The 22,740-nt window shown below is 68.0% G+C and carries 25 protein-coding genes; 12 read left to right on the plus strand and 13 right to left on the minus strand.

Going from position 1 to position 22,740, the window contains the following annotated elements; genetic code table 11:
* Nucleotides 1–236 precede the first annotated feature (236 nt).
* Together ACSVDD_RS04470 and fabA are read left to right on the plus strand one after the other, a co-directional pair.
* Nucleotides 237–1,205 (plus strand): class I SAM-dependent methyltransferase, encoded by a 969-nt coding sequence (locus tag ACSVDD_RS04470; RefSeq protein ID WP_448188080.1) that lies wholly within the window; start codon nt 237–239, stop codon nt 1,203–1,205.
* Between the two features lie 5 nt (nt 1,206–1,210).
* Entirely contained in the window at nt 1,211–1,777 is a 567-nt protein-coding gene (gene fabA / locus ACSVDD_RS04475) for a bifunctional 3-hydroxydecanoyl-ACP dehydratase/trans-2-decenoyl-ACP isomerase (RefSeq protein ID WP_448188081.1), read from the plus strand.
* A 405-nt stretch (nt 1,778–2,182) separates the two neighbouring features.
* Here fabA and ACSVDD_RS04480 read toward each other — a convergent pair whose 3' ends face one another.
* The 5 genes from ACSVDD_RS04480 to ACSVDD_RS04500 form a co-directional block, all read right to left on the minus strand.
* Nucleotides 2,183–2,944, minus strand: a complete 762-nt coding sequence (locus ACSVDD_RS04480; protein WP_448188082.1) for an ABC transporter ATP-binding protein — start codon at nt 2,942–2,944, stop codon at nt 2,183–2,185.
* The gene (locus ACSVDD_RS04485; RefSeq protein ID WP_448188083.1) at nt 2,941–3,906 is read right to left on the minus strand and encodes a branched-chain amino acid ABC transporter permease; all 966 of its coding nucleotides are present in this window, start codon (nt 3,904–3,906) and stop codon (nt 2,941–2,943) included. The genes ACSVDD_RS04480 and ACSVDD_RS04485 overlap by 4 nt, the downstream gene beginning before the upstream one ends.
* A complete protein-coding gene (locus ACSVDD_RS04490; protein WP_448188084.1) occupies nt 3,903–4,832 on the minus strand; it encodes a branched-chain amino acid ABC transporter permease in 930 nt (309 codons plus the stop codon). The genes ACSVDD_RS04485 and ACSVDD_RS04490 overlap by 4 nt, the downstream gene beginning before the upstream one ends.
* Before the next feature lie 162 nt (nt 4,833–4,994).
* Entirely contained in the window at nt 4,995–6,158 is a 1,164-nt protein-coding gene (locus ACSVDD_RS04495) for an ABC transporter substrate-binding protein (RefSeq protein WP_448188085.1), read from the minus strand.
* 42 nt (nt 6,159–6,200) lie between these two features.
* Nucleotides 6,201–6,890, minus strand: coding sequence for an ABC transporter ATP-binding protein (locus ACSVDD_RS04500; RefSeq protein ID WP_448188510.1), 690 nt, complete (start codon nt 6,888–6,890; stop codon nt 6,201–6,203).
* A gap of 192 nt (nt 6,891–7,082) precedes the next feature.
* Here ACSVDD_RS04500 and ACSVDD_RS04505 point away from each other — a divergent pair, with 192 nt between their 5' ends.
* Nucleotides 7,083–8,717 carry an AMP-binding protein gene (locus tag ACSVDD_RS04505; RefSeq protein WP_448188086.1) on the plus strand — a complete coding sequence of 545 codons (1,635 nt, stop codon included), beginning with the start codon at nt 7,083–7,085 and terminating at the stop codon, nt 8,715–8,717.
* 209 nt (nt 8,718–8,926) lie between these two features.
* Nucleotides 8,927–9,763, plus strand: coding sequence for an alpha/beta hydrolase (locus tag ACSVDD_RS04510; RefSeq protein WP_448188087.1), 837 nt, complete (start codon nt 8,927–8,929; stop codon nt 9,761–9,763).
* Here the strand turns inward: ACSVDD_RS04510 and ACSVDD_RS04515 are convergent.
* Entirely contained in the window at nt 9,760–10,152 is a 393-nt protein-coding gene (locus ACSVDD_RS04515) for a RidA family protein (RefSeq protein ID WP_448188088.1), read from the minus strand. The genes ACSVDD_RS04510 and ACSVDD_RS04515 overlap by 4 nt on opposite strands.
* Nucleotides 10,153–10,271: 119 nt before the next feature.
* Between ACSVDD_RS04515 and ACSVDD_RS04520 the strand changes: the two genes are divergently transcribed.
* Nucleotides 10,272–11,054, plus strand: a complete 783-nt coding sequence (locus ACSVDD_RS04520; RefSeq protein WP_448188089.1) for an oxepin-CoA hydrolase, alternative type — start codon at nt 10,272–10,274, stop codon at nt 11,052–11,054.
* A gap of 4 nt (nt 11,055–11,058) precedes the next feature.
* Here ACSVDD_RS04520 and ACSVDD_RS04525 read toward each other — a convergent pair whose 3' ends face one another.
* Nucleotides 11,059–12,042 (minus strand): threonine/serine dehydratase family protein, encoded by a 984-nt coding sequence (locus tag ACSVDD_RS04525; RefSeq protein ID WP_448188090.1) that lies wholly within the window; start codon nt 12,040–12,042, stop codon nt 11,059–11,061.
* A 235-nt stretch (nt 12,043–12,277) separates the two neighbouring features.
* On the minus strand, nt 12,278–14,422 hold the full coding sequence (gene fusA / locus ACSVDD_RS04530) for an elongation factor G (protein ID WP_448188091.1): 2,145 nt from the start codon (nt 14,420–14,422) through the stop codon (nt 12,278–12,280).
* 348 nt (nt 14,423–14,770) lie between these two features.
* On the opposite strand from fusA, the gene ACSVDD_RS04535 reads away from it, so the two are divergent.
* Nucleotides 14,771–15,244, plus strand: a complete 474-nt coding sequence (locus ACSVDD_RS04535) for a hypothetical protein (protein WP_448188092.1) — start codon at nt 14,771–14,773, stop codon at nt 15,242–15,244.
* Here ACSVDD_RS04535 and queC read toward each other — a convergent pair whose 3' ends face one another.
* The 3 genes from queC to ACSVDD_RS04550 all read right to left on the minus strand — a co-directional run bounded on the left by queC (nt 15,245) and on the right by ACSVDD_RS04550 (nt 16,940).
* Nucleotides 15,245–15,949: a 7-cyano-7-deazaguanine synthase QueC gene (gene queC / locus ACSVDD_RS04540; RefSeq protein ID WP_448188093.1), complete on the minus strand. Its 705-nt coding sequence runs from the start codon at nt 15,947–15,949 to the stop codon at nt 15,245–15,247.
* 61 nt (nt 15,950–16,010) lie between these two features.
* Entirely contained in the window at nt 16,011–16,337 is a 327-nt protein-coding gene (locus tag ACSVDD_RS04545; protein ID WP_448188094.1) for a hypothetical protein, read from the minus strand.
* A 96-nt stretch (nt 16,338–16,433) separates the two neighbouring features.
* Nucleotides 16,434–16,940 carry a substrate-binding domain-containing protein gene (locus ACSVDD_RS04550; RefSeq protein WP_448188095.1) on the minus strand — a complete coding sequence of 169 codons (507 nt, stop codon included), beginning with the start codon at nt 16,938–16,940 and terminating at the stop codon, nt 16,434–16,436.
* A 203-nt stretch (nt 16,941–17,143) separates the two neighbouring features.
* Between ACSVDD_RS04550 and ACSVDD_RS04555 the strand changes: the two genes are divergently transcribed.
* The 3 genes from ACSVDD_RS04555 to ACSVDD_RS04565 all read left to right on the plus strand — a co-directional run bounded on the left by ACSVDD_RS04555 (nt 17,144) and on the right by ACSVDD_RS04565 (nt 18,359).
* A complete protein-coding gene (locus tag ACSVDD_RS04555) occupies nt 17,144–17,308 on the plus strand; it encodes a YdcH family protein (RefSeq protein WP_448188096.1) in 165 nt (54 codons plus the stop codon).
* Nucleotides 17,309–17,380: 72 nt separating this feature from the next.
* Nucleotides 17,381–17,815: a hypothetical protein gene (locus ACSVDD_RS04560; RefSeq protein ID WP_448188097.1), complete on the plus strand. Its 435-nt coding sequence runs from the start codon at nt 17,381–17,383 to the stop codon at nt 17,813–17,815.
* A gap of 208 nt (nt 17,816–18,023) precedes the next feature.
* Nucleotides 18,024–18,359 carry a hypothetical protein gene (locus tag ACSVDD_RS04565; RefSeq protein WP_448188098.1) on the plus strand — a complete coding sequence of 112 codons (336 nt, stop codon included), beginning with the start codon at nt 18,024–18,026 and terminating at the stop codon, nt 18,357–18,359.
* Between the two features lie 36 nt (nt 18,360–18,395).
* On the opposite strand, the gene ACSVDD_RS04570 is transcribed toward ACSVDD_RS04565, so the two are convergent.
* Together ACSVDD_RS04570 and ACSVDD_RS04575 are read right to left on the minus strand one after the other, a co-directional pair.
* Nucleotides 18,396–18,608: a hypothetical protein gene (locus ACSVDD_RS04570; RefSeq protein ID WP_448188099.1), complete on the minus strand. Its 213-nt coding sequence runs from the start codon at nt 18,606–18,608 to the stop codon at nt 18,396–18,398.
* A gap of 134 nt (nt 18,609–18,742) precedes the next feature.
* Nucleotides 18,743–19,003: a DUF3126 family protein gene (locus ACSVDD_RS04575; RefSeq protein ID WP_448188100.1), complete on the minus strand. Its 261-nt coding sequence runs from the start codon at nt 19,001–19,003 to the stop codon at nt 18,743–18,745.
* A 155-nt stretch (nt 19,004–19,158) separates the two neighbouring features.
* Between ACSVDD_RS04575 and ACSVDD_RS04580 the strand changes: the two genes are divergently transcribed.
* The 3 genes from ACSVDD_RS04580 (at nt 19,159) to ACSVDD_RS04590 (ending at nt 22,685) form a co-directional block, all read left to right on the plus strand.
* Nucleotides 19,159–19,335 carry a CsbD family protein gene (locus ACSVDD_RS04580; protein ID WP_448188101.1) on the plus strand — a complete coding sequence of 59 codons (177 nt, stop codon included), beginning with the start codon at nt 19,159–19,161 and terminating at the stop codon, nt 19,333–19,335.
* Nucleotides 19,336–19,488: 153 nt separating this feature from the next.
* Entirely contained in the window at nt 19,489–21,264 is a 1,776-nt protein-coding gene (gene ftsH / locus ACSVDD_RS04585; protein ID WP_448188102.1) for an ATP-dependent zinc metalloprotease FtsH, read from the plus strand.
* Between the two features lie 122 nt (nt 21,265–21,386).
* Nucleotides 21,387–22,685 (plus strand): IS701 family transposase, encoded by a 1,299-nt coding sequence (locus ACSVDD_RS04590; protein WP_448188103.1) that lies wholly within the window; start codon nt 21,387–21,389, stop codon nt 22,683–22,685.
* The last annotated feature ends 55 nt before the right edge of the window (nt 22,686–22,740 follow it).

Genomic DNA, 22,740 nt, shown 5'->3' on the forward strand with positions numbered 1-22,740 from the left:
CCTCCACCGCGTCATCAACATGAAGGATGGCCTGTCTTGTGGCCACCGCTACCCTCGGCATTCATTTGGCTTTTTGTGGCGGCCACGTCTGTCGGCGGAGTGCTCCGCCTACAAGACGCTGCACCGGCGGGACGGCGACTGACACCGCAGCCCTATCGGCAGTCCGAAGGCATGCCGATCTGCTCTGCGGCGGTACTCCAAATCATGGCGGGCTTGGAAGGCGTGGAGGCATTTGGATGGACGGAGCACTTACCGCGATTCCCGATGAGTTCTGTTCTGCCCCCGAACTGGTCCTCCTCGATCGAGTCCATTCCTATCTCGAACGTGGGGTGCCTGCCGAGGTGGCGGTGGACACGCTGGTCCTCGGACTTCGGCTCATCAGGAGCCGCATGGGCTACGATGCTTGGCAGGACTTCGTCGGTCACGCGCTCAGGCATCCGCTCGCCGGGGTCATCCACTCCGATCCGTTCACGCGGCGCGCTTACGAAAAGCCCCGAGGCTACGCGGGCGACGCCTACCTGATAGATTTTATCTATGGCGGCGAATGCATGCCTTCGGAGGCGAAGGCTCTGACGGGATGCGGAAAGGCTATCTATACCTACACCAGTTCCTCTCCGGCCTGCGCTGCCGTCCGGGAGCGGCGGGAGATCGTCGCGCGTTTGATTGATGCGGCGGCCGAATGCCGAGAGGCTCCCCGCATTCTTGCGATCGCCGGCGGCCACCTGCGCGAGATCCATCTCTCCCGCGCCGCTGCCGACGGGCGGATCGGGGAATGGATCTGCCTCGACCAGGACGCCGAGACCCTTGAGTTCGTTCGGCGCACCCACGCGTTCCCCTTCGTGCGAACGGTGAACGCCTCAATCCGGCGGCTCATCGTCGGAGCCGGTGAACTGGGGACCTTCGACCTGATCTACGCGTCGGGGCTGTACGACTACCTGCCGATCGAGGCGGCGAAGCGCCTCACCGCGACGGCTGCTGGGATGCTGCGCCCCGGGGGCTGCTTCCTGTTCGGCAACTTCGCCCCCCGCATCTTCGATCAGGGATACATGGAGAGCTTCATGCGGTGGGAGCTCATCTTCCGTAGCGAGAAGGAACTGGCGGACATCATGGAGGCGGTTCCCAATGCGGACGCCTACCGGCGAGAGACGTTCCCGGGCGCCAACGGAAACATCGTCTACGGGCTCATGGCGAATGAGGAGCGGTGATCGTCATGCCCGATAACGCGCTCCGCGCTCACGAGCTGGGCCTCGACGGACAGCGGGATGCCAGCCGGCGCTTCGGCCTTGCCGAATTGCTGCTGGCGGCCGACGGAGCTCTGCTCGGTCCGAACGCGCCTCGGCTGCCCGCTCCACCGCTGCTCGGCTTCGACGAGATCCCCTGTCTCTCGCTGACCGGCGGCGGGCACGGGAGGGGCTTTGCTACGGCTCGGAAAGGCACCGCAGGCATGGAGTGGGTCTTCGCCTCTCACTTCCGCGGCGATCCCGTTCTGCCGGGAACCCTGATGTTGGATGGGCTGCTGCAACTGACCGGGTTGTTTGGAGGAGTTCTCGGCTTTTCGGGGCTGGGCCGGGCGACGGGGATGGAGAAGGTTCGCTTCCTTCGCGAGGTGACGCCCGCACCCGAGGCCATCTCGTATCGCATCGATGTCCGCCGGATCTTCCGCCGAAGCCAAGTGGTTGTGGCTGAAGGAACCGTGTCAGCCAGTGGCATGGTCTGCCTCACCGTCAGCACTCTCTCAGTGGTCATCGTCACACGTGGAGGTGGGCAATTCCTTTAATCAGACGTCGGGCCGGTGCGGGGGAAGCAATCCTCCTGATGGACCAAGCCCGCCGACACCATCTTCGCCAAACTCGACAGGCTGCCTGCACCTTCTGAATGAGTCAGTGCACTAGGGAATTTTCCAACGAGCATTTTGAAGTCCGGCCTCCCGGTAGCTTCGAACGCACGGCGGAAGTGATCCCAATGGCGCTAAGTGCGGGGCCGACATGGTTCTACCTAAGCGGTCAGCCTAACACCTAACTGGCCACATGATTATCGCGCCCTGTTCGACGAAAAATTTCAATTATCCCACCAATAAGGCAATATAACTAAGAAGCTTGGTCGTGGTGGCGTTTGCGCCATAATACCGCACACTGTTTCAAACTGTTCCACTCTGTTCCATTCACCGGCGCGAACCGAACGCTCACCCCACCAGTTCGTCGTCTTCCTCGCCGAGGTACGCTTCGCGAACGGCGGCGTCGGCGCGGATCTCTTCCGGGGTGCCGGTGGCGATGGGGCGGCCGTAGACCAGCACGGTGATGCGGTCGGCGAGGCGGAACACCGCGTCCATGTCGTGCTCGATCAGCAGGATGGTCACTCGGCCGCGGAGGCTGCGCAGCATCTCCACCATGCGCTGGCCCTCCTCGGGGCCGACGCCGGCCATGGGCTCGTCGAGCAGCAGCATCTTCGGGCCGGTCGCCAGGGCGGCGGCGATCTCCAGCAGGCGGCGCTCGCCGTGGCTGACCTCCGATGCCAAGCGGTCGCGGCGGTCGGCGAGGCCGACACTCTGCAACACCGCCAGCGCCTCGGCGTTGATGCGCTCGTCGCGCGAGGCATCGGCCCAGAAGCGGAAGCTGTGGCCGCGCCGCGCCTGCACCGCCAGCGCCACGTTCTCCAGCAGGGAAAAGCTCAGCAATGTGCTGGAGATCTGGAACGACCGCGCCAGACCGAGGTGCACGCGCTTGTGCACCGGCAGCCGCGTGATGTCGCGCCCGTCGAACCGGACACGGCCGCTGTCCGGCCGCAGCTCACCGGCGAGTTGTGCCACCAGCGTCGTCTTGCCGGCGCCGTTCGGACCGATGATGGCGTGGATGGCGCCCTCCTCCACCTCCAGCGACAGGTCGCGGGTGGCGGCAAGGGCGCCGAAGCTCTTGGCGAGGCGCTCGACGGTGAGGAGGGCGCTCATGGCCGTCCCCCGAACAGGCGCACCACGCCGCCCTTGGCCCGCCAGACCACCAGGACCAGCAGCGGCCCGAAGATCAGCCACCAATGCTGGGTCAGCTTGGACAGCGCCTCCTCCAGCACCAGCACCAGCACTGCGCCGACGATGGGGCCGTGCAGCGTGCCGAGCCCGCCCAGAACGACCATGACGATCAGGTCTCCCGAGCGCACCCAGCTCATGTAGGCCGGCGAGACGAACTCCGTGTGGTTGGCGAGCAGCACGCCGGCCAGCCCGGCCAGCGCGCCGGACAGCGCGAAGGCCGCCAGCTTGTAGGCGTAGGGGTTGACGCCGATGGCCGCCATGCGCCGCTCGTTCTCCTTGCAGCCGCGGAGCGTCCGCCCGAACTTGGACGCCACGACGCGGCGCAGGATCAGGTAACTGAGGCCCAGGATGGCGAAGACGATCCAGTAGAAGGTCCGCGCGTCGGACAGCTTGACCAGACCGGAGAAGCTGCTGCGCGCCCACAGCGTCATGCCGTCATCGCCGCCGTAGGTGCTCAGCGCGTTGGCCGTGTAGTAGAGCATCTGCGCGAAGGCCAGCGTGATCATGATGAAGTAGACGCCGCGCGTGCGCAGCGACAGCGCGCCGACCACCAGCGCCGCCAGCGCCGAGGCGGCGATCCCCGCCGGCCACTGGACCCAGCCGCTGTCCACGCCGTGGAACGACAGGATGCCGACCGCGTAAGCGCCGACGCCGAGGTACGCGGCGTGCCCCAGGCTGACCATGCCGCCGTAGCCGAGCACGAGGTCGAGCGCCAGGGCGGCGATGGCGAAGATCATGATGCGGGTGAACAGGCTGACGTAGAACGGCTGGCCGAGCGCACCGGCCGCGAACGGCACGGCCGCCAGCAGCGCGAACAGCACCAGAGGCAGCAGCGCGCCGCGGACACGGAATTGGCGCGGTGGAGCAAGGGTTTGTGAGGTCACCGCGTGGCCCCCTTGGCGGGCAGCAGGCCGGTGGGCGAGACGATCAGCACGACCGCCATCAGCACGTAGATGAGCATGGACGACAGCGCCGGCCCGACATCCACCGCGGCCGAGGCCGGCAGCACCAGCTTGACCGCATCGGTGAGGAACGAGCGCCCGAGCGTGTCCACCAGCCCGACCAGCAGCGCGCCGAGGAACGCCCCCTGGATGGAGCCCAACCCGCCGATGACGATGACGACGAAGGCGAGGATCAGCAAATTGTCGCCCATGCTCGGTTCGACCGACAGGATCGGCCCGGCCATCAGCCCGGCGAAGCCGGCGAGCATGGCGCCCAGCGCGAAGACCAGCAGGAACAGCCGCTTGATGTCGGTGCCCAGCGCCTGGAGCATGCGCGGGTTGCTCGCCCCGGCGCGCACCAGCATGCCGAAGCGCGTGCGCGCCACCAGGACGTACAGCCCGGCCGCCACCGCCAGCCCGCCGGCGATGATGAACAGGCGATAGGCCGGGTAGGTGGCGCCGCCGAACAGCTCGACCGAATGCTTGGCCCAGGTCGGCACCGGGAACGACAGCGGCGTCGGCCCCCAGATCACCCGCACCAGCTCGGTCAGGAAGAAGATGACGCCGAAGGTGGCGAGCACCTGATCGAGGTGGTCGCGGCCGTAGAAATGGCGGAACACGACGCGCTCCAGCACCACACCGACCAGCACCGCCGCAGGCAGCGCCAGCGCGGCGCCGAGCAGGAACGAGCCGGTGAGTGCGGTGAAGGTCGCGGCGAGATAGGCGCCCACCATGTACTGCACGCCATGCGCCAGATTGATGAAGTCCATGATGCCGAAGACGAGCGTCAACCCGGCGGCCACCAGAAACAGCAGCACGCCGAGTTGCAGCCCGTTCAACGTCTGGACGGCGAGCAGGATGGGGTCCATGGGGTCTCCTAGATTTCCCTCTCCCGCCCCGGGAGCGTGGAGCCGGTGCCGAAGGCAACGAGCGCCGAAGGCGATCGTAGGCGTAGCGCGGTCGCCCGACTTGCGGGCGGCCGCTGCGCGGCCACCCTCTCCCCGGAGGGGAGAGGGCTCTTCACCCACTCATCACTTCATCGGGCAGTCCTTGGCGTAGTCGTCGGCGTAGTTCTCGAACACCAGCTTGCGCTTCAGCATGGCCGGCGCGCCGTCCGGCAGTTTCGCCGCCTGCACGAGGTAGAAGTCGCTGACCGGGAAGTGGTTGGTGTTGAACTTGAAGCTGCCGCGCACGCTGTCGAACTTCGCCTGCCGCAACGCCGCGCGCAGCTTGGCCTTGTCGGCCACGCCGCCTGCTTGGCGCACCGCCGCGTCGATCAGGCGCGCCGCGTCGTACGCCTGCGACGCGAAGAAGGACGGGACGTAGCCGTACTTCTTGCGGAAGTCCTCGACGAACTTCTTGTTCGCCGCGTTGTCCAGGTCCGGCGTCCAGATCGATGCGCTGTAGAGGCCCAATCCCGCGTCCTCGGTGGCCGGCAGCGTCGACTCATCGACGGTGAAGGCGGAGAACAGTGGGATCTTGTCCTTCAGCCCGGCCTGCGCGTACTGCTTGACCAAGTTCACGCCCATGCCGCCGGGCATGAAGGTGTAGACGGCATCCGGCTTCGCCGACTGGATCTTGGCGATCTCGGCGGAGAAGTCGAGCTGACCGAGCTTGGTGTAGACCTCGTCCACCACCTCGCCCTTGTAATGGCGCTTGAAGCCGGTCAAGCCGTCCTTGCCGGCCTGATAATTGGGGGCGAGCAGGAAGACCTTCTTGATGCCGCTGTCGGACACGTACTTGCCGACGGCGCCGTGCGTCTGGTCGTTCTGCCAGGAGGTGGCGAAAAAGTTCTCCGAGCAGCGGTTGCCCGCCACCGGCGCCGGCCCGGCGTTGGACGAGATGAGGAAGGCGTCCGACTCCACCACCGGCTTGTACACCGCCATCAGGATGTTGGAGTAGACGACACCGGCCACGATGTGGACGTTGTCGCGCTTCAGCAGGCCCTCGACCTCCTGCACCGCCACGTCGGGCTTGAGCTGGTCGTCGGCGACGGTGATCTTAGTGTCCATGCCGCCCAGCTTGCCGCCGGCGTGCTCGACGCCCAGCATGAAGCCGTCGCGCAGATGCTGCCCGGTCACCGCCTGCGGCCCGGTCAGCGTCGACATCAAGCCGATGCGCAGTTCCTCGGCCCCCGCCGGCATCGCCAGCAGCGCCGCCCCCGCCATCAGGGCCGCCAGTGCACGTGTCCTCATGATCTTCCCCCAGTCCTTCTTAATCGGATCGTTCTTCTGTGTTCATACGCCGAGATGGCGTTCCAGCCGGTCGCGGTCGGCGTCCAGTTCGTTGCTGGTGCCCTGCCAAACGATGCGCCCCTTTTCCAGCACATAGTGGCGGTCGGCAATGCGTTTCAGCGCCTTGAGGTTCTTGTCGATCACCAGGATCGACTGCCCGGCGTGTTTGAGGTTCACCAGCACCTGCCAGATCTCCTTGCGGATCAGCGGCGCCAAGCCCTCCGTCGCCTCATCCAGCAGCAGTAGGCGCGGATTGGTCATCAGCGCCCGGCCGATGGCGAGCATCTGCTGCTCGCCGCCCGACAGGCTGCTGCCCATCTGGTCCTGCCGTTCGTGCAGGCGCGGGAACAGGTCGAACACCCGCTCCAGCGTCCAGGCGCCGCCGCCGTTGGCCGTCGCCACCAGATTCTCGCGCACAGAGAGGTTGGCGAAGATCTGCCGCCCCTCGGGCACCAGGCCCAGGCCGGCGCGGGCCGCCTCGTGCGGCGGTCGGCTGGTCAGCTCGCGGCCGCAGAACGCCACGCGCCCGGCTTTGGGCGCCAGCAGCCCCATGATGGCGTTGATGGTGGTGGTCTTGCCCATGCCGTTGCGGCCGAGCAGCGTCACCACCTCGCCCTCGCCCACCCGAAGGTCGACGCCGAACAGCACCTGCCCGGCGCCGTACGACGCTTGCAGGCCCGACACCTCCAGCATCGGCACGGCCAATCCCATACCCCCATCTTCCCCGTGCCGCGTGTCGGCGCTCGCCGCCAGGATAAGCCACGCATACGGTGGCTCAAGGCTTTTTCTGCTGGTGGGCCGTCCTTCGGCCGATACGCCGATTTGTACGTGGACAACCGAATCGACCAATTTTAAGCTTCAAGCAAAAGCGCTCGGGGAGGACCGATGTCGGACGACACCGCGCATGTGGACCGTTTCGCCCGCGACAACCTGCCGCCGCGGGATCTCTGGCCGGTCATGAGCTTCGATCTGCCGGAACTGCAATACCCCAAGCGTCTGAACTGCGGCGTCGAGCTGCTGGACCGCATGGTGGCCGGCGGCTTCGCCGACCGCCCGTGCGTGCTGTCGCCGGCCGAGCGCTGGACCTACGCCGACCTGCTGGAGAAAGCCAACCGCATCGCCCGCGTGCTGACCGAGGACTTCGGCCTGGTGCCCGGCAACCGCGTGCTGCTGCGCTCGGCCAACGCGCCGATGATGGTCGCCTGCTGGTTCGCGGTGATGAAGGCCGGCGGCATCGCCGTGGCCACCATGCCGCTGCTGCGCGCCAGGGAACTGTCCACCATCATCGACAAGGCGCAGGTCAGCCACGCCCTGTGCGCCGCGGCGCTGGCCGAGGAACTGGATCTGGCGCGGCCGAAATGCCCCACCCTGCGCCATGTGGCGATGTTCGACAGCGACGCCGCCGATGGGCTGGAAGCGCGTATGCGGACCAAGGGCAGCGACTTCGCCAACGTGGACACCTCAGCCGAGGACGTCTGCCTGATCGCCTTCACCTCCGGCACCACGGGTGTGCCGAAGGGAACCATGCACTTCCATCGCGACGTGATGGCGGCCTCCGACTGCTTCCCGCGCGGGGTCCTGAAGCCGGAGCCGGACGATGTGTTCTGCGGCAGCCCGCCGCTGGCCTTCACCTTCGGGTTGGGCGGGCTGGTGATCTTCCCCATGCGCTTCGGGGCGAGCACGCTGCTGCTGCCCGCCGCCTCGCCGCCGGTGCTGCTGGCCGAGGCCATCGAGCGGCAGCGGGCCAGCGTCTGCGTCACCTCGCCGACCGGCTACCGCGCCATGCTGCCGCTGATTCCCAGCCACGACATAAGTTCGCTGCGCCGATGCGTGTCGGCCGGCGAGACGCTGCCGCTGCCGACGTGGCAGGCGTTCTATGACGCGACGGGCATCAAGATCATCGACGGCATCGGCTCGACCGAAATGCTGCACATCTTCATCGCCTCGGCCGACGACGACATCCGTCCCGGCGCCACCGGCAAGCCGGTCCGCGGCTATCAGGCCTGCATCCTCGACGCCGCGGGCGCCCCGCTTCCTCCCGGTCAGGTCGGGCGGCTGGCGGTGCGCGGGCCGACGGGCTGCCGTTACCTCGCCGACCCGCGGCAGAGCGTCTATGTGGAGAATGGCTGGAACGTCACCGGCGACGCCTACGTGATGGACGAGGACGGCTATTTCTGGTTCCAGGCGCGCAACGACGACATGATCATCTCGTCCGGCTACAACATCGCCGGCCCGGAGGTCGAGCAGGCACTGCTCGCCCACCCGGACGTGGCGGAGTGCGCGGTGGTCGGCGCGCCCGACGCCGAGCGCGGCGCCATCGTCAAGGCGTTCGTCGTGCTGCGCGAGGGCGCGGTGCCGGACGCCAAGGCGTTGCAGGACTTCGTCAAGCAGACCATCGCGCCGTACAAATACCCCCGCGCCGTCGAGTTCATCGACACCCTGCCACGCACCGAGACCGGCAAGGTCCAGCGCTTCAAGCTGCGCCAGATGGATGAGCAGGCGCTGCCGAAGGCGGGTTGATTTCCCTCTCCCGCCTCTCGCGCCCGCTTGCGGGCGCTGACGGCGTCAGGCGGCCTTTGGCCGCCGAGAGCCCCGGGAGAGGGTGGCGCGAAGCGCCGGGTAAGGGTAAGGCAAGGATCCTTGGACGCACCCTCACCCGGCCGTCTGGCGCCGTCCACCCTCTCCCGGGGCGGGAGAGGGTTTTCACCACGCTCCTCACGGAAGCCCCCATGTACCGTCACCTCACCACCCAGGACGCGATCGACCGCGAGTACAACCCGCGCCTTGGCGTGCCGGATGCCGAGGCGCTGATGGCCGGCTGGACGCAGCGCAGCGAGGAAGCGCGGCGTAAGCTCGGCGGGCGGCTCGGCATTCCCTATGGGCCGACTCTGGCGGAGTATGTGGACGTTTTCCCGGCGACGCGGCCGAACGCGCCGGTGCACCTGTTCGTGCATGGCGGCTACTGGCGGTCGTTCACCGCGCGCGACTTCTCGTTCATCGCCGAAGGGCCGGTGGCGCGCGGCTGCTGCACGGTGGTGATGAACTACGCGCTGTGCCCGCAGGTAAGCATCACCGAGATCGTCCGGCAGACCCGCGCCGCGCTGGCCTGGACGTGGCAACATGCCGTCGAATTCGGCGCCGACCGGCAGAGCATCAGCGTGTCCGGCCATTCCGCCGGCGGGCATCTGGTGGCGCGGCTGCTGGCCACCGCGTGGCAGCGCGACTACGGCATCCCCGACGACGTGATCAAGGCGGCGCTGCCGATCAGTGGCCTGTTCGACCTGGAGCCGCTCCGCTGGTCGTGGCTTCAGCCCACCCTCCAGCTGAGCGGCGACGAAGTCCTTGCGCAGAGCCCCATGCGCCACCGGCCCACACAGCCCGTGCCGCTGGCCGTCGCCGTCGGCGGTGCCGAGAGCGCCGAGTTCCGCCGGCAGTCCGCCGACTACGCCGCGGCGACCGGGGCGAAGCTGCTGGAGGTCGAGGGACGGCACCATTTCGACGTCCTCGACGACCTCGCCTCGCCCTACGGGCGGCCGTGGTGGACGGTGGAGGCGTTGGCCGGCTAATCCGGCACCACCGCGGTCGCCTCGATCTCCAGCTTGGCGCCGTCCTCGATCAGGCCCTTCACCTCGACCACCGACATGACGGGGTAGTGGCGGCCGATGATGTCGCGGTAAGCGGCGCCCAATTCCTTGCCACTGGCGAGGTACTCGCGCTTGTCGGTGACGAACCACGTCAGGCGGACGAGGTGGTCGGGCCGGGCGCCCGCCTCGGCCAGCACGGCAACGATGTTGCGCAACGCCTGGGCGGCCTGACCAACGAAATCATCGGCTTCGAAGCACTCCCGAGCGTTCCAGCCCACCATGCCGGCGACGAACACCGTGCGGCCGCGCGCGGCAATTCCGTTGCTGTAGCCCTTGGGCCGCACCCAGCCCGGCGGTTGCAGGATATCCATCGGTCGCCTCCCCTGTTTTCCCCGAGGATAGCACACGCCTGCGGCAATGGTGCGTTGGACGAACGGACGAAACGGGGCCATCCTTTGTCCGGGACCACGAAACCAAGGGGAGGCTGACGATGACCGGTCGTATCGACGTCGAACGCAAGGGGCGTGTCCTGGTTCTCACCATGAACGATCCGCCGAGCCGCAACGCGCTGGGCGTGGAGATGATGGACGGCGCCCGCGACGCGTTCGATCAGGCGATCCAGGATTCCGGAGTCGGCGCCGTCGTGCTGACCGGGGCCGGCGATGCCTTCAGCTCCGGCGGCCACCTCGGACGCCTGTACAACCACCGCACCCAGGCGCGCTCGGAGAACCGCACCGGCATCGAGCGCTTCCACGGCTGGATTCGCGCCATGCGCGACTGCGCCAAGCCGGTGATCGCCGCCGTCGAAGGGCCGGCGGCCGGCGCCGGGTTCGCGCTGGCGCTGGCGTCGGACCTGATCGTCGCGGCGGAAGACGCGCAGTTCCTGGCCGCCTACGCCAAGGTCGGCCTGACCGCGGACGGCGGCATCTCCGGCTCGCTGGCCCGCGCCCTGCCGCCCCAGCTCGCCGCCGAGCTGCTGTTCGAGGGCGGCGGGATCGACCCGCAACGGCTCTACACGCTGGGCGTCGTCAACAAGGTGGTGCCCAAGGGGCAGGCGCTGGACGAGGCGGTGGCCTGGGGCAACCGGCTGGCCGAAGGGCCGACCGTCGCCATCGGGCGCGCCAAACGGCTGATCGAGCAGGCCTACAGCTCACTGCTCGCCCAGCTCGGCCGCGAAAGCGACCAGTTCGTCGAAGCGCTGCACCACCCCGAGGCGCACGAGGCGATCACCGCCTTCTTCGAGAAGCGGCCGCCGGTGTTCCACAAGAGCTGACCGGTCAGCCAAGCGCTTTGGTGAAGGTGCCGGAGTCGACGTTGCCGCCGCTCAGCACGACGGCGACGGTGCGGCCGGCGGTGGGCAGCTTGCCGGTCAGCACCGCCGCCAGCGCCACCGCCCCACCCGGCTCGACCACCAGCTTGAGCACGGAGAAGGCGTAGGCCATGGCCTGCGCCACCTCCTCGTCGGTCACCGCGAGGCCGCCGGCCAGCAGCGCCCGGTGGATCGGGAAGGTCAGCTCGCCCGGCGTCGGCGCCATCAGCGCATCGCAGAACGACCGCGCGTCGGGCGCGTTGCGCACACGCTCGCCGGCCTCCAAGGACCGGGCGAGGTCGTCGAGGCCGGCGGGTTCGACGCTGTAGACTTGCGCGCGCGGCGCCCCGTGCTTGACCGCCGTGGCGATGCCGGCGATCAGGCCGCCGCCGCTGCACGGCGCCAGCACGGCGTCGAGCGTGGCGCCCAGAGCGTGCGCCTGCCGGGCCAGTTCCAGGCCGACCGTGCCCTGCCCGGCGATGATGTGCGGGTCGTCGTAGGGCGGCACGGCAACGGCGCCGCGCTCCGCGGCGATGGATTGGGCGATCTCCTCGCGGCTTTCGCGCCAGCGGTCGTACAGCCGCACCTCCGCACCGTAGCCGCGGGTGTTGGCGATCTTCAGCTTGGGCGCGTCCTCGGGCATGACGATGGTCGCGTGCACGCCGAGCATCGCCGCCGCCGCCGCCACGCCTTGCGCGTGGTTGCCCGACGACCACGCGACGACTCCGGCGCGGCGCTGCGCCTCGTCGAGCTGGCTCAGCCGGTTGTAGGCGCCGCGGAACTTGAACGAGCCGCTGACTTGCAGCGTCTCCGGCTTGAGCAGCACGCGCCCGCCGACGCGCTCGTTGAGCTGGCGGTTCTCCAGCAGCGGCGTGACGACCGCCTTGCCGGCGAGCCGGGCGGCGGCGGCTTCGACGTCGGCAAAGCCGATGGACAGGGTCTCATTCCGCATGAGCGTCTCTCCCCAACCCGTTGTTTTGTTCACGCCTTACAGCTGCTTGCAGGCGCTTTAGCACGGCGCGGCGGCGTCGGATGTAACACCGTGTAACACTATGAAACGCGATTTGATGGAGCGATGCATTCCGCTCGGCACCGTTTCGAAGCATCCGCCTCAGTATATCACAAAAAGAAACGGCCGGCGGATTGCTCCGCCGGCCGTTTCTTTTCACAAAACGTAGAACCTTGGATCAGGCAGCCTTGGCGTTGCGGCCGGCCACGATTTCGTCGGTGACGTTGCGGGGCACCGGCTCGTAGTGGCTGAACTCCATGGTGTAGGACGCGCGGCCCGAGGTCATGCCGCGCAGCTGGCCGATGTAGCCGAACATCTCGTTCAGCGGCACGTTGGCCTCCACGGCGATGTTCGCACCACGCTCCAGCTGGCCCATGACGGTGCCGCGGCGGCGGTTCACGTCGCCGATCACGTCGCCGAGGTAATCCTCCGGCGTCACCACCTCGACCTTCATCACCGGCTCGAGCAGGATCGGGCCGGCCATCTTGAGGGCTTCGCGGAAGCAGGCCTTGGCGGCGATTTCGAACGTCAGCGCGTTCGAGTCGACGTCGTGGTACTTGCCGTCCACGAGGCGGGCGCGGAAGTCGACCGTCGGGTAGCCGGCGAGGACGCCGTCTTCCTTCTGCATCTCCAGGCCCTTGTTCACCGACGGGACATACTCACGCGGCACCGTGCCGCCGACCGTCTCGTCCTTGAACTCGAAGCCTTCACCACGCTCGCGCGGCTCGAAGATGATCTTCACTTCGGCGAACTGGCCCGAACCGCCGGTCTGCTTCTTGTGGGTGTAGGTGTATTCCACCGGCTTGGTGATCGTCTCGCGGTAGGCGACCTGGGGCTTGCCCATGTTGCCTTCCACGCCGAACTCCGTGCGCATGCGGTCCAGCGTCACTTCCAGGTGCAGCTCGCCCATGCCGCGCAGGATGGTCTGGCCGGTTTCACGGTCGGTCTCCAGACGGAGCGACGGATCGGCGCGAACCATCTTGCCGAGCGCGATGGAGAACTTCTCCTGCTCGCCCTTGCTCTTCGGCTCGACCGAAACGCTGATGACGGGCTCGGGGAAGCGCATGCGCTCGAGAATGACCGGGGCCGTGGCGTCGGACAGCGTGTCGCCGGTCTCGGTCTCGGACAGCGAGACGAGGGCGACGATGTCACCGGCGCGGGCCTCTTCCACCGGGTGCGGCTCCTTGGCGAACATCTCGACCATGCGGCCGATCTTCTCGCGCTTGCCGCGGGTGGTGTTGAGGATCGACATGCCCTTGGTCAGCACGCCCGAGTAGACGCGCACGAAGGTCAGCGAGCCGTAGGTGTCGTTGATGACCTTGAAGGCCAGCGCCGAGAACGGAGCCTCGTCCGAGCTGTCGCGCGTGCCGTTCGCGTTGCCGTCCTCGTCCACCGTGTTGATGGCGGGAACGTCGGTCGGGGCCGGCAGGTAGTCGACGACGGCGTCCAGAACCTGCTGCACGCCCTTGTTCTTGTACGACGAGCCGCACAGGACCGGGGTGAAGGCACCGACCAGGGTGCCGCGGCGCAGGCAGGTGCGCAGGGTGTCGGCCGAGGGCTCCTCACCGGAGTCCAGGTAGACCTCCATGGCGGCCTCGTCCTGCTCCAGGCAGGTGTCGACCAGCTCGGCGCGCAGCGCCTTGATGCTGGCGACGTTGTCGAGGTCTTCCTTGACGGTCAGGTTGAGCTTCTGGGCGAGATCGTCGGTGATCTCCCAGATCTCCCACTTGGCGTCCTTGTCGTCGGAGAACCAGACGTAGGCCTTCATCTCGACGAGGTCGACCATGCCGCGGAAGTTGTCTTCCGACCCCAGCGGAACCTGCACGCACAGCGGACGCGCGCCCAGGCGGTCGCGGATCATGCTGACGCAGCGGGTGAAGTTGGCGCCCGAGCGGTCCATCTTGTTGACGTAGCACAGACGCGGCACGTTGTAGTTGTCCGCGAGGCGCCAGTTGGTCTCGGACTGCGGCTCCACGCCGGCGACACCGTCGAACACCACGACCGCGCCGTCGAGCACGCGCAGCGAACGGTTCACCTCGATGGTGAAGTCCACGTGGCCCGGGGTGTCGATGACGTTGATCTTCTTGTCGCGCCAGAAGGCGGAGACGGCGGCCGACTGAATCGTGATGCCGCGCTTCTGCTCCTGCTCCAGATAGTCGGTCGTCGTCGACGTCTTGAGATCCTTCGTCTCGTGCACGTCGATGATCGTGTGCTTACGGCCGGTGTAATACAGGATCCGCTCGGTCGTCGTGGTCTTGCCAGCGTCGACGTGGGCAATGATGCCGATGTTGCGGATGTCGGAGAGAGGCGTTTGGCGCGGCATGTGGCGGGTCCGTTACGGTGTAAACCTGTACGCGAAGCACGACGATCAGGCGTCCGCTCCGGCGGCGTGGTTTAGGGTTTTACGTGTGTTCGGTTAAGGCGCAGTAAACGTTAGGCGAAACGCCTGGGCATTTCGTCGCGGTTGATCCCAATACATACGGCCCGCCTTCTATCACAGACGACGGGTCACGCGCCACTGTGACCAACACGGGGGCGCCTTATGGCGCTCTCAGATAGCCCCTAACGCGCCGCAAGGCAAGGGCGTATGTGAGCGGTCATCTCGCGTTAACCAGTTTGTGCGCGGAGTGGGGCCGAGATTTCATGAATCCGCAACACAGGAGGCCTCGGCATGGACGCTCCGCGCTCGCCCGAACCCCACCTGCGCCTGCACGCGCCCCCCGATCCGGCCCGCTTCGTCGCCACCGCGACCACACCACGGCGGCGCCCTGCCCTGTCGCTGCCCATCGTCCGCCAGATGGCCCTTCACGCCCTGGCCGAGCGTGGCGGCAATGCGCCGGACGACCTCTTCTATGAACTGCTGCTGGCGCACGACCGGCTGGTGGCGGCCTGGGTGGCGCACCACGGCATCACACCGGCGCTGCCCCACGGCGCGGTGATTCGCGTCGTGAGCAACGACCGCGACTGGAATCGCGTCGAGGTGGAAGGCGAGATCGTCGGCATCGACCTCGTGCACGGCAAATACAAGGTGTTCAGCCCGGCGCTCGGCCACGTGCGCTCCGGCCCCGGCCCGCTTAGCCGGGCGATTCCCTTCGAGGACGTGCGGCTCGCCGCCGATGTGGACGCGTTATGCGACGCGGCGTGATCAGGTTCCGGCGGTGAAGCGCTCCCAGCCCGCGGCGCGCAGCTCGCATGCCGGGCAGCTGCCGCAGCCGTAGCCCCAGACGTGCCGGTGCGTGCGGTCGCCCAGGTAGCAGGTGTGCGTCTCCTCGACCACCAGCGCCACCAGGGCGGCACCGCCCAGCCGTTCGGCCATGCTCCAGGTCTCGGCCTTGTCGAGCCACATCAGCGGCGTGTGCAGGACGAATCGCCGGTCCATGCCGAGGTTCAGCGCCAGCTGCATGGCCTTGATGGTGTCGTCGCGGCAGTCGGGGTAGCCGGAATAATCGGTCTCGCACATGCCGCCGACGATGCGCGTCAGCCCGCGCCGATAGGCCAGCGCCGCGGCGTAGGCCAGGAAGATCAGGTTGCGGCCGGGGACGAAGGTGTTCGGCAGCCCCTCGGCGGTCATGCGGATCTCGGCGTCGCGGGTCAGCGCGGTGTCGCTGATGGCGGCGAGGCCCTTGAGGTCCACCGTATGGTCGTCGCCCAGGCGCGGCGCCCAAGCCGGGTTTTCGGCGCACAGGCGCTCGCGCACGGCGCCGCGGCGGTCCAGCTCCACGGCGTGCCGCTGGCCGTAGTCGAAGCCGACGGTCTCGACCCGCTGGAAGCGGTCGAGCGCCCAGGCCAGGCAGACCGTCGAGTCCTGCCCGCCGGAAAACAGCACCAATGCCCCGCCCTGCTCCGCCACGGCGCGCCCTTCCCATCATGATTGCACGGCGGTCATAGCCCCCGGCGGCGCGGCTGTCCACTCACCCCCGCGGCCGGTCCGTCCGACCGGCACCGGGCAGCCCGGCGACGGCGTGCAGGCCGGTTCCCTGCACCAGCGAGCGCACCGCGGCCATCCAGCCAAGCCGCAGCCGGGCTGCGGCCAGAGGCGGATCGCTGCCGGCCACCGGCAGCGCCATCGTCACCGCGGCGCGCACCGCGCCGGCGGCGTCGCCCCCGGCCGGCAGCAGCGAGGCGATTTCGACCATCCGCCGCAGCGCCGCGGCGAGCACCGCGGGATCTTCGCCGATGTGACCCAGAAGGTAATCCACGGCGCGGAGCGCGCTGCGGAGTGCGGCCTCATCGTCCATGCGCACCTCCTCAATAGGAAGTGGCACCGTGGGACGGCGCGCCAACCCGACCGTGCGCCGTACAACCTCGGCTCAGTCGGCTATCTCCGCTTGGGCCTAGCTCGGCTGGGTCGCCACGGTGACCGGCTTGCCCTGCATGTCCCAGCTTTCCACGAAGTTGCGCACGCCGGGGATGGCCATCATGTGCGAATCCTTGACGTAGACATACTGCTTCGGCCCCAGCGTGTATTCCGTCAGCGTGATCCCCTTGGCGGCACAGCGCTTGATCTCGTCGGCGCGGATCGCCCGGTCGGCCAGCACCATGTCGGGATGCTCGACCCCGGTGCCGGCGCACAGCGTGCGAAACCCCGGCGCCGTGCCCTCCGCCACCACGTGAGGCTTGGTGTCCGGCGTCGCTTCGTATTTGGCGGCGGCGGCGCGGATCCGCGGCTCCACCGCCGGGGCGCCGACGATCCAGATGCCGCGCGCCTCGGGCGGTTCGGCGCGCTTGGGCGGGGGCAGCGGCAACGCCGCCTGCCGGGGCTGCTCGAACCCGGGGAACTGACAGCCGGCTAGCACAGTTGCCACCACGGCAGCGACAAAATGGACCATGCGAAATTTCACGTCGTCCTCCCGGAATTCTGGGGCATAATGGTTCATCGGTACGGAAACGTCGCAACACGCCGGATGGTCCGGCCGCCGGGTGCGGGTGACCCGGAGAGCGTTCGACAGCGACCCTCGGGCGGCGCCCCAACAACGAAGCATTTAGTCTGGCCCAAGCTGATTTCGTTGCTTTTCAGCCCAACTGCATGCAGGGAGTCAGTCCCATGAACAAGGAATCCCACATCGACACGCTGCGCCAGCGCCACACCGAACTGGACACGCGTATCCGTGAGGAAGAGGCCCACCACACCTACGACACGATCGCCGTCGCGCGCATGAAGACGGAAAAGCTGCACATCAAGGAAGAGATCGACCGGCTTTCCCACTGAAGCTGAAGACGGCGGGCGGCGCGCCGCGCCGCCCCCGCGGCCGGCTCCAGGCGGCGAGCACTCACGCCCTTCATGACCGACACCCGACTCCTCTCAACACACGCGGCGCAGGGCTTCGCGGCCGGCTTCCTTGCCGTCCTGGTGTTCCACCAGGGCATGCTGGGCCTGCTTCACCTCTCCGGCATCACGGCCCGAGCCCCCTTCTCGCTCCAGCCCCTAGCGCCTTTCGGCGTCCCCGCCGTGATGTCCGCCGCGTTCTGGGGCGGCGTCTGGGGCATCCCTTTCACCTGGGTCGAGCGCGCGTTTCCGCGCGGGGCCGCGTACTGGGTCATGGCGACCCTGTTCGGCGCCCTGGCGTTGACGTTGGTCGCGTGGTTCGTCGTGGCGCCGCTGAAAGGTGCACCGGCCGGCGGCGGCTGGAATTTTCCGGCAGTGCTGATTGGCCCCCTGGTCAACGGCGCGTGGGGGTTCGGCACGGCACTGCTGCTGCGCGTGTTGCGCCGCTGATCGGGCGCCGCTGATCGGAAAGCGCAGCGTGCGATGCACACGGGGCGCGACACGGGCGCGCAAACCGCTTATTGTCACATGCGGTGTCCACCGCCGCGCGGTGCCGCGTCGGGGCATGAGGCAGGGCTGTTCCGTGACGGCGCTGCTGACCATCTGTTCTTAAGATCCGCCCGTTCGACACGACAACGCCAAGGCACAGGAACGCATCATGCGCGATCAGCCGCTCTCTCTCCCCGAAACGGCCAAGTGGCTGGGATGCACCCTTGAAGAGGTCAGCGGCTATGTGGCCGACGGCCGCTTGAAACCCTTCCAGGGCGGCGCGGATGCGGAGCTGGTATCGCTGAATTCGGTGGTGGTTCTGGCGGAGAGCCTTCCCGCGGAGCGCGGCGTCTTCCGCGTGCGGGACATGCCGTCCTACGATTCGGCCCCGCCGCGCCCGGCGGGCGGTGGCTATGGCGGCGGTCCGGGCGGTGGTTTCAACAAGCCCCGCCCCGCCCCGATCGTCGAACGCCGGCCGCTGCGCCCGCCGACCCGCGGCGAGTGAGGCTCCTCAGGCGGCGTGACCAAGTGATCCGCCGCCTCAGGCTGCGTAACGTGGCCGGGTCCGGTTCTGGTTGGCTCCGTGCGGGATCGGTTGCGGCTGGGGTGTAACGACGAGATCGGCGCGCGTCCAGGCGCGGCGGCGGACCGCCATCTGGATGCGGCAGTCGGTCGAACAGTAGAGCGGCGCCGGCCCGCGCGTCGATTGACGCTGGAACGGGCGGCCACAGCAGGCGCAGAACAGACGCGTCACGTTTCCTCCCAAGGGATTGAATGCCCCCAATGTTGGGGGCGTTTTTACCGGAAGAGCGCCGGGGCGCCCAGCCGTCCAATGGAATTAACGTGCGCGTCTTCCCGCCTATTCCCTCCTACCAACGGCGTAGGAAATCAGCGGCGAATCTGCGGCGTCGGCAGATCTTCTTCCAAAATCACCACGTGCAGGGCGTAGGACACCTCGTCGTCCTCCACGTCGCGGTGGAGCGTGCCGACGAATTCACCGGCGATGGTCACCTCGGCCGACTGACCGGCCTTCTGCGGCGCCTCGATGGCGATCTTGTCGTTGCCGAACGTCTTGCGCAGGTACATCTGCACGCGGGCGATCTCGGTGTCGGAGAATTTGGCGGCCTGGGTCGGTTTGCTGGGCGGCATGGTCGTTCCGCAAGGTTGTGACGGTGGCGCGACAATAGTGCCTCGCGGCGATATGGGAAGGCCCAACTGCACCGAACAGGCCCGCACCTGCATTTTCTGCGAAACTTCCACCCCCGCCCCCTGTTGTTGTGCAGCCACAGCTTTGGAGGACAACGATGGACCGCGATCGTATCGAAGGCTCCGGCACCAAGATGAAGGGTGACGTGAAGGAGACCGTGGGCCGCGTGACCGGCGACCAGAAGCTTCAGCAGGAAGGCGCCATAGACAAGGTCAAGGGCAAGATCCAGAACGCCATCGGCGGCATCAAGGACGCGCTGCGCGGCCATAAATGATGCCTCGGCCAGGGGGCGGCGGGGGGCGTGCCGCCCGCCGCCTCCGCCGTGTTAAAGAAAAGCCTTAGTGTAAAAGCGGTTGATGCTGCGGCATCGGCAACGCATTCATGGGTCTGAGCTGATCCGACCCGCGTTCCGAGCTGCAAGGTTGACATGCCGCAACTGCCCCGCCGACTGACCATCGCCATCGCCGCCGTCCTCGCCCTGGTGAGCGGCTGGATGATCTTCGCCGCCTGGAACGACTACGCGCTTCGCGCCGAACAGGGCACCGCCACCTACAGCGAACTCGTCGAGATGGCAGCGCGCGGCGACATCGCCTCGGTGTCGCTCGGCAACAATCTGGCGCGCGCCACCGCATCCGACGGCAAGCAGTACCGCATCGTCGTGCCCGTGACCGACGATCTGCTGCGCGAGCTGCGCGAGCGCAAGGTCGCCATTTCCTTCAGCGACGGGCCGGACGGGCTTGTGCCGCAGACCATGACGGTGCTGGACAAGCTGGCCCCGGTGCTGATCATCGCCCTGATGGTCGGCGGCTTGGCGCTGAGCGGCGGGCAGTTCTTCGGCATGGGCCGCGCCACCCGCATTCACCCCGACGACACCTCGGTCAAGTTCGACGACGTGGCCGGCGTCGACGAGGCCAAGGAGGAACTGCGCGAGACGGTGGAGTTCCTCAAGGACCCGCATCGCTTCGCCATGGCCGGTGCGCGCGTGCCCAAGGGCCTGATGCTGGTCGGCCCGCCCGGCACCGGCAAGACCATGCTGGCCAAGGCCGTGGCCGGCGAGGCAGGCGTGCCGTTCTTCGCGGCGTCCGGCTCCGACTTCGTCGAGATGTTCGTCGGCCTGGGCGCCGCGCGCGTCCGCAGCCTGTTCAAACAGGCCCGCGCCAAGGCGCCCTGCATCCTCTTCATCGACGAGATCGACGCGCTGGCCGGCAAGCGCGGCGAGGCCAACTCGCACTCCGAGCGCGAGCAGACGCTGAACCAGCTGCTGGTCGAGATGGACGGCGTGGTCGAGGGCGGCGACGTGGTGATCATCGCCGCCACCAACCGGGTGGAGATGCTGGACGCGGCCGTGCTGCGCCCCGGCCGCTTCGACCGCCACATCAACGTCACCCCGCCCGACGTCACCGGCCGCGAGGCGATCCTGACCGTGCACGCCGGACGCTGCAAGCTGGCGACCGACGTTTGCCTGAAGACGGTGGCGCGCGGCACGCCGGGCTTCTCGGGCGCGGAACTGGCCAACCTCGTCAACGAGGCGGCGCTGTCGGCGGCGCGTCAGGGGCGGGTCATCGTCCACATGAACGATTTCGAGCACGCCAAGGACCGCGTGCTGATGGGCAGCGAGCGGCGCACGCTGGCGCTCTCCGACCACGAGCGCCGCCTGACCGCGGTGCACGAGGCCGGGCACGCGCTGGTCTCCGTCAAGATCCCCGAGGCCGACCCGATCCACAAGGCGACCGTCATCCCGCGCGGCCGCGCGCTGGGCATGGTGGTGCGTCTGCCGGAGGGCGACCGGGTGTCCATGTCGCGCGCCAAGCTGCTGGCCGACATCGCCGTCGCCATGGCCGGCCGCGCGGCCGAGGAACTGGTGTTCGGCGCGGATGCGGTGACCACCGGCGCCGAGGCCGACTTCCGCGCCGCCACGGACATCGCGCGGCGGATGGTCAAGTCCTGGGGCATGAGCGAGACGGTCGGCTTCGTCGCCCACTCCGCCGAGCCGGGCAACGCGACCTCCGAGCGCATGGCGTGGCTGATCGACGAGGAGGTCCGCCGCATCACCGAAGAGGGCATGGAGCGCGCCAAGCGTCTGCTCACCACCAACCGGGACGCGCTGGATGCGATTTCCGAGGCTCTGCTGGAGCGCGAAACGCTGACCGGTTCGGAGATCGCCGGGATGGCGGAAGCGCGGCTGGAGACCGAAGCGGCGTAGGGAGGCAAGAAGGAGTTCCCTCTCCCCCCTGGGGAGAGGGTTAGTACTACAGCGGGGATTATCCGAAGGTGACGTTGAGCGGCGTCAGCTGTTGAGCGTGGATCAGCAGGGAGGATCCACGGATGACGGCTATCGGCGAAGCGGAAAGGTGGGCGAGCGCGCTGGAGGATCTGGTGGGGCAGCTTGCGCCCCGCTTTCGCCGTCTTGAGGCGCGGCAGCGGGCGTTGGCGTATCTGCGCGGCCTTCTGGCCCCTTTGGCGCGCAAGAACGGCTGGCATCTGGCGGAAGCCGCCGGTGATCGCACGCCGGACGCCCTGCACGACTTTCTCGGCCGTGCCCGTTGGGACGCCGAGGCGGTGCGCGATGACCTGCAAGCCTACGTGATCCAGCACCTGGGAGATGCCGACGGCGTGCTGGTGCTCGATGAGACCGGCTTTCTCAAGAAGGGCACCCGCTCGGTCGGCGTCAAACGTCAGTACTGCGGCACCGCCGGGCGCACTGAGAACTGTCAAGTCGCGGTGTTCCTCGGCTATGCCAGCCGCCGCGGGCGAGCGTTGATCGATCGCGCGCTGTACCTGCCCGAGGAGTGGGCGGCGGATGCCGACCGCCGGCGGCTGGCCGGGGTGCCGGAGGAGGTGGCCTTCGCCACCAAGCCGAAGCAGGGCCGGGTGCTGCTGGAGCGCGCCGTCGCGGCGGGCGTGCCGTGCGCCTGGGTGACGGCCGACAGCGTGTACGGCGGCGACTACGCGCTACGGCTGTGGTTGGAACGGCAGCCGCTCGGCTATGTCCTGACGGTCACCAGCAAGCAGCGCGCGCCGCTCGGCTTTGACACCGTCAAGCAGCGGACCGCCGCCTGCGTCGCCAGCAACGACTGGCAGCGGCTGAGCGCCGGGGATGGGGCCAAGGGCCCACGCCTGTACGATTGGGCTTACAAGAGCTATCCGTCGCTGCAGGCGGGCTGGAGCCGCGGCCTGCTGGTTCGCCGCTCGATCGCCGAGCCGGATAAGCTGACCTACTATCTGACCTTCGCGCCGGAGGGCACGCCGTTGCCGACGCTGGTGCGGATCGCGGGCACGCGCTGGACGGTGGAGTCGTGCTTCGAAGCCGCCAAGGGCGAGGTGGGGCTCGACCAGTACGAGGTGCGTACCTGGACGGCCTGGCACCGCCACGTCACGCTCGCCATGATCGCCTTGGCCTTTCTCACCGCCGCCCGAGCGGCGGCTATCGGGGGGCGAGGAGCGCGTCGATCTGTCGGCCGATTTGCTGCCCCTCACCGTGCCGGAAATCCGCCGCCTGCTTGCCTCCTGGATCGGCCTGCCGCGGCCAGAACCCATCGCCGTTATCGCTTGGTCCGCTTGGCGACGGCGGCACCAGCAACGAGCACGCCAGTGCCATTGGAAGCGCCGTACCCAAACCGGTAAATCCCCGCTGTAGTATTAGGGTAAGGGGGGCCCGCAGTGCGGACATTCACCGTCC

It is taken from the genome of Azospirillum terrae, assembly GCF_053470425.1.

Bases quoted from the DNA above. Each gene is read 5' to 3' on its own strand.
- ACSVDD_RS04470 (WP_448188080.1), top strand. From the start codon at position 237: ATGGACGGAGCACTTACCGCGATTCCCGATGAGTTCTGTTCTGCCCCC.
- fabA (WP_448188081.1), top strand. From the start codon at position 1,211: ATGCCCGATAACGCGCTCCGCGCTCACGAGCTGGGCCTCGACGGACAG.
- ACSVDD_RS04480 (WP_448188082.1), bottom strand. From the start codon at position 2,944: ATGAGCGCCCTCCTCACCGTCGAGCGCCTCGCCAAGAGCTTCGGCGCC.
- ACSVDD_RS04490 (WP_448188084.1), bottom strand. From the start codon at position 4,832: ATGGACCCCATCCTGCTCGCCGTCCAGACGTTGAACGGGCTGCAACTC.
- ACSVDD_RS04495 (WP_448188085.1), bottom strand. From the start codon at position 6,158: ATGAGGACACGTGCACTGGCGGCCCTGATGGCGGGGGCGGCGCTGCTG.
- ACSVDD_RS04500 (WP_448188510.1), bottom strand. From the start codon at position 6,890: ATGCTGGAGGTGTCGGGCCTGCAAGCGTCGTACGGCGCCGGGCAGGTG.
- ACSVDD_RS04505 (WP_448188086.1), top strand. From the start codon at position 7,083: ATGTCGGACGACACCGCGCATGTGGACCGTTTCGCCCGCGACAACCTG.
- ACSVDD_RS04510 (WP_448188087.1), top strand. From the start codon at position 8,927: ATGTACCGTCACCTCACCACCCAGGACGCGATCGACCGCGAGTACAAC.
- ACSVDD_RS04515 (WP_448188088.1), bottom strand. From the start codon at position 10,152: ATGGATATCCTGCAACCGCCGGGCTGGGTGCGGCCCAAGGGCTACAGC.
- ACSVDD_RS04520 (WP_448188089.1), top strand. From the start codon at position 10,272: ATGACCGGTCGTATCGACGTCGAACGCAAGGGGCGTGTCCTGGTTCTC.
- ACSVDD_RS04525 (WP_448188090.1), bottom strand. From the start codon at position 12,042: ATGCGGAATGAGACCCTGTCCATCGGCTTTGCCGACGTCGAAGCCGCC.
- fusA (WP_448188091.1), bottom strand. From the start codon at position 14,422: ATGCCGCGCCAAACGCCTCTCTCCGACATCCGCAACATCGGCATCATT.
- ACSVDD_RS04535 (WP_448188092.1), top strand. From the start codon at position 14,771: ATGGACGCTCCGCGCTCGCCCGAACCCCACCTGCGCCTGCACGCGCCC.
- ACSVDD_RS04545 (WP_448188094.1), bottom strand. From the start codon at position 16,337: ATGGACGATGAGGCCGCACTCCGCAGCGCGCTCCGCGCCGTGGATTAC.
- ACSVDD_RS04555 (WP_448188096.1), top strand. From the start codon at position 17,144: ATGAACAAGGAATCCCACATCGACACGCTGCGCCAGCGCCACACCGAA.
- ACSVDD_RS04560 (WP_448188097.1), top strand. From the start codon at position 17,381: ATGACCGACACCCGACTCCTCTCAACACACGCGGCGCAGGGCTTCGCG.
- ACSVDD_RS04565 (WP_448188098.1), top strand. From the start codon at position 18,024: ATGCGCGATCAGCCGCTCTCTCTCCCCGAAACGGCCAAGTGGCTGGGA.
- ACSVDD_RS04575 (WP_448188100.1), bottom strand. From the start codon at position 19,003: ATGCCGCCCAGCAAACCGACCCAGGCCGCCAAATTCTCCGACACCGAG.
- ACSVDD_RS04580 (WP_448188101.1), top strand. From the start codon at position 19,159: ATGGACCGCGATCGTATCGAAGGCTCCGGCACCAAGATGAAGGGTGAC.
- ftsH (WP_448188102.1), top strand. From the start codon at position 19,489: ATGCCGCAACTGCCCCGCCGACTGACCATCGCCATCGCCGCCGTCCTC.
- ACSVDD_RS04590 (WP_448188103.1), top strand. From the start codon at position 21,387: ATGACGGCTATCGGCGAAGCGGAAAGGTGGGCGAGCGCGCTGGAGGAT.